An 11,649-nucleotide genomic window follows, 5' to 3' on the forward strand; every position below is an offset into this window, starting at 1 on the left:
ACCCCCGATCGGCCCGCGAGGAGAATACGATGAACCAAGAAATTATGAATCTCTTCAATCCGACGACGCCGGCTCAGGTCTTCGACCAGATCCGGATCTCGATTGCGTCTCCGGAGAAGATTCTGTCCTGGTCCTATGGCGAGATCAAGAAGCCGGAAACGATCAACTACCGTACCTTCAAGCCCGAGCGCGACGGCCTGTTCTGCGCCCGCATCTTCGGGCCGATCAAGGACTACGAGTGCCTGTGCGGCAAGTACAAGCGGATGAAGTACAAGGGCATCATCTGCGAGAAGTGCTCGGTCGAGGTGACCCTGTCGCGCGTCCGGCGCGAGCGCATGGGCCATATCGAGCTCGCCGCTCCCGTCGCGCACATCTGGTTCTTGAAGTCGCTGCCCTCGCGCATCGGCCTGCTGCTCGACATGACGCTGAAGGATCTCGAGCGGATTCTGTACTTCGAATACTACGTCGTTCTCGAGCCGGGTCTGACCGCGCTCAAGGACCGTCAGCTGCTGTCCGAGGACGAGTACCTCAAGGCGCAGGACGAATACGGCCAGGACAGCTTCACCGCCATGATCGGCGCCGAGGCCATCCGTGAGCTCTTGCGCGGCCTCGAGCTGGAGAAGCTCGAGCAGACGCTGCGTGCCGAGATGCAGGAGACCGACTCCGACATCAAGCACAAGAAGCTCGCGAAGCGCCTGAAGATCGTCGAGGCGTTCCGCCACTCCGGCAACAAGCCGGAATGGATGATCATGACCGTGGTTCCGGTGATCCCGCCGGACCTGCGTCCGCTGGTGCCGCTCGACGGCGGCCGTTTCGCGACCTCCGACCTCAACGACCTCTATCGCCGCGTCATCAACCGCAACAACCGCCTGAAGCGGCTGATGGAGCTGCGCGCGCCCGACATCATCATCCGCAACGAGAAGCGCATGCTTCAGGAGGCGGTGGATGCGCTGTTCGACAACGGCCGCCGCGGCCGCGTCATCACCGGCGCCAATAAGCGTCCGCTGAAGTCGCTCGCCGACATGCTCAAGGGCAAGCAGGGTCGCTTCCGTCAGAACCTGCTCGGCAAGCGCGTCGACTACTCCGGCCGTTCGGTCATCGTGGTCGGTCCCGAGCTGCGCCTGCACCAGTGCGGCCTGCCGAAGAAGATGGCGCTCGAGCTGTTCAAGCCGTTCATCTATTCGCGGCTCGACGCCAAGGGCCTGTCGACGACGGTCAAGCAGGCCAAGAAGCTGGTCGAGAAGGAGCGTCCGGAGGTCTGGGACATCCTGGACGAGGTCATCCGCGAGCATCCGGTGCTCCTGAACCGCGCGCCGACGCTGCATCGCCTCGGCATCCAGGCGTTCGAGCCGGTGCTGATCGAGGGCAAGGCGATCCAGCTGCATCCGCTGGTCTGCTCGGCCTTCAACGCCGACTTCGACGGCGACCAGATGGCCGTGCACGTTCCGCTGTCGCTCGAAGCGCAGCTGGAAGCGCGCGTCCTGATGATGTCGACCAACAACATCCTGCATCCGGCCAATGGTCAGCCGATCATCGTGCCGTCGCAGGACATCGTGCTCGGCCTCTACTACGTCTCGATCATGCGCGAGGGCATGCCCGGCCAGGGCATGGCGTTCGGCAACATGGCCGAGCTCGAGCATGCGCTGCACGCCAAGGCCATCCATCTCCACAGCAAGATCAAGTACCGCTGGGAGGGGATGGACGAGACCGGCAAGATCGCCAAGCGCTGGATCGAAACCACCGCGGGTCGCGTGATGCTCGGCAATCTCCTGCCGAAGCATCCGCGCGTCACGTTCGAGGTCATCAACAAGCTGATGACCAAGCGCGAAATCTCGGGCGTGATCGATCAGGTCTATCGTCACTGCGGCCAGAAGGAGACGGTGATCTTCTGCGACCGCATCATGGCGCTCGGCTTCTACAACGCCTTCAAGGCGGGCATCTCGTTCGGCAAGGACGACATGGTCGTGCCGGCGGGCAAGTGGAAGATCGTCGACACCACCCGTACGCTGGCGAAGGATTTCGAGCAGCAATACAATGACGGTCTGATCACCCACGGCGAGAAGTACAACAAGGTCGTCGACGCCTGGTCGAAGGCCAGCGAAGAGATCGCCAAGGAGATGATGAAGGAGATCTCCGTCACCAAGAAGACGGCGACGGGGGCGGATGCCGACATCAACTCGATCTACATGATGTCGCATTCCGGTGCCCGCGGTTCGCCGGCCCAGATGCGTCAGCTCGCCGGCATGCGCGGCCTGATGGCCAAGCCGTCGGGTGAGATCATCGAGACGCCGATCATCTCGAACTTCAAGGAAGGTCTCTCGGTTCTCGAGTACTTCAACTCGACCCACGGCGCCCGCAAGGGTCTCGCGGACACCGCGTTGAAGACCGCGAACTCGGGCTACCTGACCCGTCGTCTGGTCGACGTCGCGCAGGACTGCATCATCACGCAGGACGATTGCGGCACCCATCTCGGCATCAAGATGCGCGCCATCGTCGATGCCGGCACGGTCGTGGCCTCGCTCGGCTCGCGCATCCTGGGCCGCGTGCCCTGCGACGACGTGCGCGATCCCGCGACCAACGCGGTGCTGGTCAAGGCCGGCACCTTGATGGAGGAGAGCCACATCGACGCCATCCAGCAGGCTGGCGTGCAGGAGGTGAAGATCCGCTCGGCGCTGACCTGCGAGCTGGTCAACGGCATCTGCAAGATGTGCTACGGCCGCGATCTGGCGCGCGGCACGCCGGTCAACCACGGTGAGGCCGTCGGCGTCATCGCCGCGCAGTCGATCGGTGAGCCCGGCACCCAGCTGACGATGCGCACTTTCCACATCGGTGGTGCGGCGCAGCTGAACGAGCAGTCCTTCGTGGAATCGAACTTCGAAGGCAAGGTGGTCATCAAGAACAAGGCGATCGCCCGCAACAGCGAGGGTCATCTGATCGCGATGGTCCGCAACATGGTCGTGACGATCGTCGACCCCGACGGCACCGAGCGTGCGACGCACCGCATCCAGTACGGCGCGCGCATGCATGTCGACGACGGCGACATGATCAAGCGCGGCCAGCGCATCGCCGAGTGGGACCCTTACACCCGTCCGATCCTCACGGAAGCCGAGGGTACGATCGGGTTCGAGGATCTGACCGAGGGTCTGTCGATCTCGGAAACGCTCGACGAGTCCACCGGTATCGCCAAGCGCGTGGTCATCGACTGGCGTGGAACGCGCGGTGGCGCGGATCTGCGTCCGGCCATCGTGATCAAGGGCAAGGACGGCAAGGTGCTCAAGCTCGCCCGCGGCGGCGATGCCCGCTACATGCTGTCGGTCGACGCGATTCTGTCGGTCGACGTCGGCTCGACGGTGAAGCCGGGCGACATCCTCGCGCGTATCTCGACGGAAAGCGCCAAGACGCGCGACATCACCGGCGGTCTGCCGCGGGTGGCGGAGCTGTTCGAAGCGCGTAAGCCGAAGGATGCCGCGATCATCGCCGAGATCGCCGGCACCATCCGGTTCGGTCGCGACTACAAGAACAAGCGTCGCATCTCGATCGAGCCGGTCGACAAGACCGAGGAGCCGCGCGAGTACCTGATCCCGAAGGGCAAGCACATCCATCTGCAGGATGGCGACATCGTCGAGAAGGGCGACTTCATCGTCGAAGGCAACCCGGCGCCGCACGACATCCTGGCGATCAAGGGCATCGAGGAGCTCGCGGCCTATCTGGTCAACGAGATCCAGGAGGTCTACCGGCTGCAGGGCGTGCTCATCAACGACAAGCACATCGAGGTGATTGTCCGCCAGATGCTGCAGAAGGTTGAGATCACCGACCAGGGCGATACCGACATGATCTCGGGCGAACAGGTCGACAAGATCGAGTTCGACCTGCTGAACGCGAAGGCCGTGGAGGAGGCGAAGAAGCCGGCCACGGGCACTCCGGTTCTGCTCGGCATCACCAAGGCGAGCCTGCAGACCCGGTCGTTCTTCTCGGCGGCCTCGTTCCAGGAGACCACCCGCGTTCTCACCGAGGCGGCGGTCAACGGCAAGATCGATCCACTCGAGGGTCTCAAGGAGAACGTCATCGTAGGACGCCTGATCCCGGCCGGCACCGGCGCCTCGATGGCCCGCATCCGCGAAGTCGCTTTGAAGCGCGACAAGCTGATTCTCGACGAGCGCGAGAAGCAGGCGGCGATCGTGCCGGCGCAGCCCGAGCCTCAGCCGCTCGCGCTGCCGCCGGCGGAGTAAACGGACGGTTGCGGCATGACCCCGACGGTGTCGGGGTCTGCCGTGCGTTCATCGCGTGTAGAAAAGGCCGGCGTTTGCCGGCCTTTTTTTGACATTTTCTTCTCCTGTTGCCGCGCTGCTGCCCCGTTGTTCATCTTCCCTTCAGGGACAGAGGCGCTTTTGGAAGCATCAGATCCGCTGAGCTGATTTCCGTCGATTCCCGTGGCGATGCGCCGATTTGCTCCGGCGCAAATCTTTTGCGGGCCGGTTACGCTATGGCCGATCGAGCCCCGAGGGTGGCAGGACCCCTGTATGGACGACCGGCAACGTCGCTGACAGCCGGAGATGGCGGAACTTCGATGCTTGACCTTGCGATTGTTGGTGGCGGTCCGGGTGGCCTGATGAGCGCCTGGTATCTGAGGCGCAAACTCGGCGATCTCTGCAAGGTGACGATCTACGAGGCATCCGACCGGCTCGGCGGCAAGATCGTGACGCGCAAGTTCGATACCGCACCGGCGATGTATGAGGCTGGTGTCGCGGAAATCTACGACTACTCGATGACCGGCCCTGATCCGCTGCGCGAGCTGATCCAGCATTTCGGGCTGCAGACGATTCCGATGGATGCGCTGCAGGTGCAACTCGACGGCGAGCTGCTCGACGACGTGCCGGGGCTGCGCCGCAAATACGGCCCGAAGACGGCCGCTGCGGTCGAGGCGTTCCGCAAGCGTTGTACCGACGTGATGTCGCCGGTCGAATATTACGAGGGCGTCGGCGCCCACGATAACGAGCACCCCTGGGCCTACAAGACCTGCGAAGAGCTGCTCGACGAGGAGGTCGAGGATCCCACGGCCAAGCGCTTCTTCAAGGTGATGTCGCGCTCCGACCTCGCGACCGAGGCCCACAACACCAACGGCCTCAATGCGCTCAAGAACTTCGTGATGGATATCGACGACTATATCGGCCTGTACTCGATTCAGAACGGCAACGAGCAACTGATCGAGTGCCTGCGCTCCGAGGTCGATGCCGACATCCAGCTCAATCATCGCGTGCTCCGCATCGGCAAGACCGAGGCGGGTCGCTACCGGCTCAACATGATGAACGGCAAGGGGCCGGAGACGCGCGAGTTCGATCTCGTCCTGGTGTGCCTGCCGCATTCCTGGCTGTCGACGGTCGGCTGGGAGGGCGAGAAGCTGCGCCAGTCCATGGTCAAGCACATCGCCTATTTCGATCGTCCCGCGCATTATCTGCGCGTCTCGATCCTGTTCGACGAGCCGTTCTGGGGCGAGAAGATTCCGGGCTCCTGGTTCATGTCGGAGGCGTTCGGCGGCTGCTGCATCTACAACGAGGGCTCGCGCCACGATGTCGGCAAGCACGGCGTGCTCAACTGGCTGATCGCGGGCTCGGATGCGCTCGCCTTCGCCAACCTCTCGGACCAGGAGCTGATCGATGCCGCGCTGAAGTCGCTCCCTGCTGCGCTCGGCGACGCGCGCGCACACTTCATGGAAGGCAAGATCCACCGCTGGCTGTCGTCCGTCAACGCGCTGCCCGGCGGTCTGCCGGTACGCGACGTCATGACCAATCACCGGCCTGAGCCGAAGGAGCACCCCGGCATCGTCGTGGTCGGTGACTATCTGTTCGACTCGACCCTGAACGGGCTGCTCGATTCGTCGGACGCCGCCACCGACATCATCCTGACCGAAATGATGCGGCTGCGCCGCGCCCGCTCGCAGGCCGAAACGCCGCTGTCCGACAAGATCGACCGTGACTATTTCGACAATTATCGCGGGCAGGGGCCGTACAGCGAAGCGTGGTCGCAGTTCACCGATCCGGACTATCTGACCAGCCTGATCAAGATCGTTTGGAACCGGGCCGGCAAGGGCAAAGGCTACAAGCTCTTGGTCGCCGGCTCCGCGAGCGGTGAACTGGTGGGAGCGCTCCGCGAGCGCGGCATCGATGCCTGGGGCATCGAGAACAACCGCTACATCCATGGCAAGACGCCGAAGGCGCTGAGGAAATACAACAAGCTCGGCTCGATCACCGATATGCCATTCAAGACCGGTGAGTTCGATTTCGTGTTCGAGACCAGCCTCTGCCATCTCGGTGACAAGCAGGTTGCGCGCGCGATCCGCGAGCTCAACCGCGTCGTCAAGACCGGCCTCGTGTTCGGCTCGATCACCTCGGACATGGCTCCGGCGCTGGTCGACCGCTACGACCTGCTGCGTGGGGTCAAGAAGCTCGGCACCTGGTGGGAGTGGTCGGAGCTGTTCTTCGGCAACGGGTTCGATCTGGCCATGCACCGCCGCGATTGCACCGACGAGGTGTGGGCAGCGACACTCGCGGCCAACAAGGGGCCCGGCCAGTGGTACGCCGACGCCGACAGCCTGCGCTATTCGTTCTTCGACAAGGTCGAGGACGAAGACTAGGCTCGCGGCACAGCCGCCGACATTTCGAGGCAGGGCCGCGGGCGTTGACCGGCATCTCGATGCTGTCTTGCGTCCGCGGCGCTTGTGACCGTGCTGGTTGCGTGACAGGGCCGCGTCTTGGTCGCGGCGGGTGCGGCACCGTATGGCGAGAATGCTGGCGGCAGGCGGACACAGGTGGTAAAGCCGAGCCGCTTTAATCCGTTACGGTCATACTGGCCGTGCAGGATCGGTTCGTTGAATGGCGCCCAAATCTTCACCGCCGCGAAATCAGACGTCCGCAACGGCAGCTGATCCTGCCGATGATTTGGACAAGCGGGGGCCGGCGGCGGCCGTGCCTGCCGTTCCAAAACCCGGAACAGCGAAGACGTCGGCGACAGAGACGGCTGACGTCGTCGGCGACGATGAGGACGATGACGAGGAGGACGGTGAAGAGGCCGGCCTCGACCTCGACGATGATGACGACGACGAGGATCTCGTCGTCTACACGGCCCGCGAGGCCGCAGGTGCGCTTGCAACCATCTACGGCTTCGTCTCGCCGCTGCTCGCCAGATACAAGAAGATGCTGGCTTTCGTGTCGATCGGCGTCCTGATCGAGACGCTGTTCAACGTCATCATGCCGCTCAGCCTCAAGTTCCTGATCGACGATGCGCTCGGCGAAGAGGATTTTGAGGCGCTCTATCGCATCCTCGGCGTGCTCGCCGCTGCGGGCATCTTCACCTCGATCATTGCCGTGCTCTACGAGCGCTGGGATGCGCGGCTCGCGGCCTGCGTCATCTCGGACGTTCGCACCCGTCTGTTCGATCACGTGCAGAACCTGCCGGCCGCCTATTTCCAGCGTACCAAGCGCGGCGAGATCCTGTCGCGCTTCTCGGTCGACATGTCGGCGTTCGAGAACGTCGTGAAGAGTTTCGCCAACAGCGCTGTGCTGCCGTTCCTCGAGCTGATTGCGGGCATCATTCTGATGCTGTTCCTGAACTGGCAGCTCGCTGCGATCGCGCTGCTGGTGTTTCCGATCACCCTGATCGGCCCGCGTATCCTGACGCCGAAGGCGGTTCAGGCCAATTACGAGCAGAAACTGAACGAAGCGTCGCTGCTCGGCGTGATCCAGGAGAACATCGCGGCGCAAGCCGTCATCAAGGCCTTCAGCCTCCACCGCAAGGTATTCGGCTGGTTCAGCTTCCGCAACGACGCGGCGCGGCGCAAGATGGCCGATGCGATGTTCCTGTCGACCATGGTCGAGCGCACCGTCACGATCTCCGTGCTGCTGCTGCATCTCGTCGTGCTCGCTCTCGGCGCCTATCTCGCCACCAAGGGCCAGATCACGATCGGCACCTTCGTCACCTTCGAGAGCGCATTCTGGGAGGTGTCCTACAACATCGCCCATGTCATGCATTTCGTGCCGGTGTCGATCTCCTCGGCGGCCGCGATCCGGCACATGCAGGAGCTGTTGGACGAGCCGACCCGCGGCGCCGACCGGCCGGGCGCGCCGGATCTGCCCCGCATCAGCCACGACATCACCTTCGAGCGCGTGACCTTCCAGTACGAGGGCAGCGAGACGCCGGTGCTCGACAATCTGAGCCTCAAGCTCGACGTCGGCAAGCGGATCGCGATCGTCGGTCCGTCGGGCTCGGGCAAGAGCACGCTGCTCAACCTGATCCTGCGGCTCTACGTACCCGATGAAGGCCGCGTCACCATCGACGGCGTCGACATCCGCAAGGTGACGCGCGATTCGCTTCGCGGCAGCATGGCCGTGGTGTTCCAGGACAACATGCTGTTCAACATGTCGCTGCGGGAGAACATCCGGCTCGGCAAGGAGGGCGCCACCGACGCGGAGGTGGAGGAGGCGGCCAAGAAGGCCGAGATCCACCGCTACATCATGAGCCTGCCGCAGAAATACGACACCATCGTCGGCGAGCGCGGCGACACGCTGTCCGGTGGACAGCGCCAGCGCATCGCGATCGCCCGCGCCATCATCCGCAACCCGTCCGTGCTGCTGCTCGACGAGGCCACTTCGGCGCTGGACCAGACCACGGAAGCCGCGATCAACCGCACCCTGCTCAAGGTCGCCAAGGGCCGCACCATGATCTGGTCGACCCACCGCCTGACCTCGGTGGTCGAGATGGACGAGATCATCGTCATCTCCGGCGGCCGGGCGATCGAGCGCGGCAGCCACGCCGAGCTCTTGGCGAAGAATGGGACCTATCGCAAGCTCTGGGATGACCAGGGCCATCAGCCGAGCCGGCAGGATCAGGCCGACGACGACAGCGATGACGAGGAGGACGACGACGAGGAGGATGATGACGAGGAATAGACGTTGAGCGGCGCATTGGTCTTCGTCAGCCGCTGCCGAACCCCGCGGCCGAGCGAGACGGCAAAGCGCGCCCAGCGTTGCGCCTGCCAATAGGGGCTGGCCCCGATCGAGACCGATCGGAAATTCCATGCCTTCTCGAGCGACCACGCATCGCAGGCCGTCTTGACCGGGTCCGCATAGAAGGCCGCGATCTTGGCCTCGCCCATGCCGTCAGTCGCCAGCCAGCGCGGAATGTGGACGTTGCAGAGGCGCTCGACATCGGTGAACACCTTGTCGGAACCGGTGCCGGTGACGGGGCAGGTGGTGCAGAAGGCGTCGCCGACGAGCACGACACCCGGCATGCGGTACCCGCTGTTGATGGTGAGATCGGCGGGCCGGACCCGCACCTCGCCGCTCACGGCGTACTCGCCCGTGATCCGCCGCAGGCCGGGCAGGGCGGCGGCCAGCGTTTCGACTGGGTTGCGGCGGATCGCCCGAAGCCAGGGATCATCGACCTCGCGGTAGGCGAACAGGTTCGCCCGCATGCGCTCGCCGATCGGGAACAGGGTGATGTAGGGCACCCGCGCCTTGGCTCGTTCCTGGAAATAGGTCATGGCCGGGAATGGGAAGGCGGAACGGCCGACCGGCGTCAGGTCGAACCCGATCGAGATCGAATGGGCGGGGCTGGTGATCGTGCGGGTGATTCCCAGCATGTGCCGCAGCCCGACGTTCAGCCCGTTGGCGAGCACGACGAGGCGGGCGGAGATCGTCTGCCCGTTGGACAGCACGACCGACTGGCGATCCTCGGTTGGCGTGATCGCTACGGCCTTGGCGACGATTCGCGTCACAGCGCCTGGGATCTGGTCGCGCACCGCCGTCACGAGCGCATCATACGGAATGCCGTATTGCTGGACCTGAGCCCGTTCGAGCACGTAGCCGAATCGGGCGATCCAGTTCTCCGGGGCCAGGGTGGCTTGGGTCAACGCCTTGTCGGCGATCCCGGTGCGACGGAATCGGCCGATCTGCTCGGCACCGGAGATCTTCTCGATTCGAAAGTCGGGCGGGGAGACCGCGTGGGGATCGACGAGAATCGCGGGGATGCCGGCCATTCCGAGCATGGCGGCCGTGATCGAGCCGCTCAGGCCGCCGCCAATGATCGCAATGTCGGTATATTCTGTCACCAGGCGCCTCGTCGCGGCGCCATCCTTGTCGGCCAAAGCCGAAAAAAGCCTTATCTTCGATGTTTCTGGACATGTCCCGGGCTGGAGAGGCGCCTGCACTCGCAGGGCTGTGCGGTCTGCAGATACCTCGGACGGCGGGGGCCCTGTCGGGACCGGAAACCGCAGCGGCCAGAAGCGCTTCTTTGCGCGTCCTGCGGCGTCGTTTTGCTTGACTTGGATATTTACCGCTTATAAAAGGCCGGCACTCAACGACAGGCGGTGAGCTTCGCCAGCGTCGGTACGGATCACCCAGACCACCCGAAACCGGGCGGGACGGGCACCACCCTCGACGAATGCCGCTCAAACGCTGTCGATCATAGCTAGGCAATGCCAAAACGATATTAGATCTCTCGAGCTCGTTCTCCTGAGACCAATTTCGGATGCATGACCTCGGTAGGCCGCCCGCCAGCGCAAGCTGACTGGTGGTGATCGCGGTCCTCTGTGGCGTCAAGCGCTTTCCGTTCAGCGATGGACGGTTGGCGCGATTTCGTTTTGCGTGGGTTTTGATCGCGCGAAACGGCCCGGTGAGGCGGGGAACCTCGAACAGAATTTGCGGAAGCCGGTCGCGGTCTCCGTGCGAACGTTGAGAAGGGTGAAGGCCAAGATGCCGACGATCAACCAGCTGATCGCAAATCCGCGCGAAGTGCAGAAGTCGCGCAAGAAGGTGCCGGCGCTGCAGCAGTCGCCGCAGAAGCGTGGCGTTTGCACGCGCGTCTACACCACGACCCCGAAGAAGCCGAACTCGGCGCTTCGTAAGGTCGCCAAGGTGCGCCTGACCAACGGCTTCGAGGTGATCGGCTACATTCCGGGTGAAGGCCATAACCTGCAGGAGCACTCGGTGGTCATGATCCGCGGCGGCCGCGTCAAGGACTTGCCGGGCGTGCGCTATCACATCCTCCGCGGCGTGCTGGATACCCAGGGCGTCAAGAACCGTAAGCAGCGCCGTTCGAAGTATGGCGCGAAGCGTCCGAAGTAAGACGTTCGAGAGAAGCGGGAACAAGATCACATGTCGCGTCGCCATTCAGCCGAAAAGCGTGAAGTGCTTCCGGATCCGAAGTTCGGGAACATCATTGTCACCAAGTTCATGAACTCGGTGATGTACGCCGGCAAGAAGTCGGTCGCCGAAGGTATCGTCTACGGCGCGTTCGGCATCATCGAGGCCAAGACCAAGCAGAGCCCGCTGACGGTGTTCGAGCAGGCCCTCGAAAACGTCATGCCGACCATCGAGGTTCGCTCCCGTCGCGTCGGCGGTGCGACCTACCAGGTGCCGGTCGAAGTTCGTTCGACCCGCCGGCAGGCGCTGGGCATCCGCTGGCTGATCTCGGCCGCGCGCGACCGCAACGAGAAGACGATGACCGAGCGGCTTTCGGCGGAGCTGCTCGACGCCTCGAACAATCGGGGTAACGCCGTGAAGAAGCGTGAAGACGTGCACCGGATGGCGGAAGCCAACCGCGCCTTCTCGCACTATCGCTGGTAACGGCGACCCGAACGGAAATCAGGGAACACAC

General features: G+C 63.7%; 6 protein-coding genes. 5 read left to right on the forward strand and 1 reads right to left on the reverse strand.

Features of this window, described 5'->3' with window-relative positions; genetic code table 11:
• Positions 1-29 precede the first annotated feature (29 nt).
• From rpoC to QX073_RS02995, 3 genes are all read left to right on the forward strand, one after another.
• Positions 30-4,229 carry a DNA-directed RNA polymerase subunit beta' gene (gene rpoC / locus QX073_RS02985; RefSeq protein WP_315714568.1) on the forward strand — a complete coding sequence of 1,400 codons (4,200 nt, stop codon included), beginning with the start codon at positions 30-32 and terminating at the stop codon, positions 4,227-4,229.
• Positions 4,230-4,567: 338 nt separating this feature from the next.
• Positions 4,568-6,631 (forward strand): FAD-dependent oxidoreductase, encoded by a 2,064-nt coding sequence (locus QX073_RS02990; protein WP_315714567.1) that lies wholly within the window; start codon positions 4,568-4,570, stop codon positions 6,629-6,631.
• A 238-nt stretch (positions 6,632-6,869) separates the two neighbouring features.
• Positions 6,870-8,942, forward strand: a complete 2,073-nt coding sequence (locus QX073_RS02995) for an ABC transporter ATP-binding protein (RefSeq protein ID WP_315714566.1) — start codon at positions 6,870-6,872, stop codon at positions 8,940-8,942.
• Here QX073_RS02995 and QX073_RS03000 read toward each other — a convergent pair.
• Positions 8,879-10,102 (reverse strand): NAD(P)/FAD-dependent oxidoreductase, encoded by a 1,224-nt coding sequence (locus tag QX073_RS03000; protein WP_315714565.1) that lies wholly within the window; start codon positions 10,100-10,102, stop codon positions 8,879-8,881. The genes QX073_RS02995 and QX073_RS03000 overlap by 64 nt on opposite strands.
• Before the next feature lie 643 nt (positions 10,103-10,745).
• Here QX073_RS03000 and rpsL point away from each other — a divergent pair.
• Positions 10,746-11,117 (forward strand): 30S ribosomal protein S12, encoded by a 372-nt coding sequence (rpsL, locus tag QX073_RS03005; protein WP_006611834.1) that lies wholly within the window; start codon positions 10,746-10,748, stop codon positions 11,115-11,117.
• Positions 11,118-11,147: 30 nt separating this feature from the next.
• Positions 11,148-11,618, forward strand: coding sequence for a 30S ribosomal protein S7 (rpsG, locus tag QX073_RS03010; RefSeq protein ID WP_006611835.1), 471 nt, complete (start codon positions 11,148-11,150; stop codon positions 11,616-11,618).
• Positions 11,619-11,649: the final 31 nt, after the last annotated feature.

Source organism: Bradyrhizobium sp. SZCCHNS3052 (assembly GCF_032484495.1).
GTDB lineage: Bacteria > Pseudomonadota > Alphaproteobacteria > Rhizobiales > Xanthobacteraceae > Bradyrhizobium.

What these genes read in the sequence shown, in the direction of transcription:
- rpoC (WP_315714568.1), top strand. Translation starts at nt 30, where the DNA reads ATGAACCAAGAAATTATGAATCTCTTCAATCCGACGACGCCGGCTCAG.
- QX073_RS02990 (WP_315714567.1), top strand. Translation starts at nt 4,568, where the DNA reads ATGCTTGACCTTGCGATTGTTGGTGGCGGTCCGGGTGGCCTGATGAGC.
- QX073_RS02995 (WP_315714566.1), top strand. Translation starts at nt 6,870, where the DNA reads ATGGCGCCCAAATCTTCACCGCCGCGAAATCAGACGTCCGCAACGGCA.
- rpsL (WP_006611834.1), top strand. Translation starts at nt 10,746, where the DNA reads ATGCCGACGATCAACCAGCTGATCGCAAATCCGCGCGAAGTGCAGAAG.
- rpsG (WP_006611835.1), top strand. Translation starts at nt 11,148, where the DNA reads ATGTCGCGTCGCCATTCAGCCGAAAAGCGTGAAGTGCTTCCGGATCCG.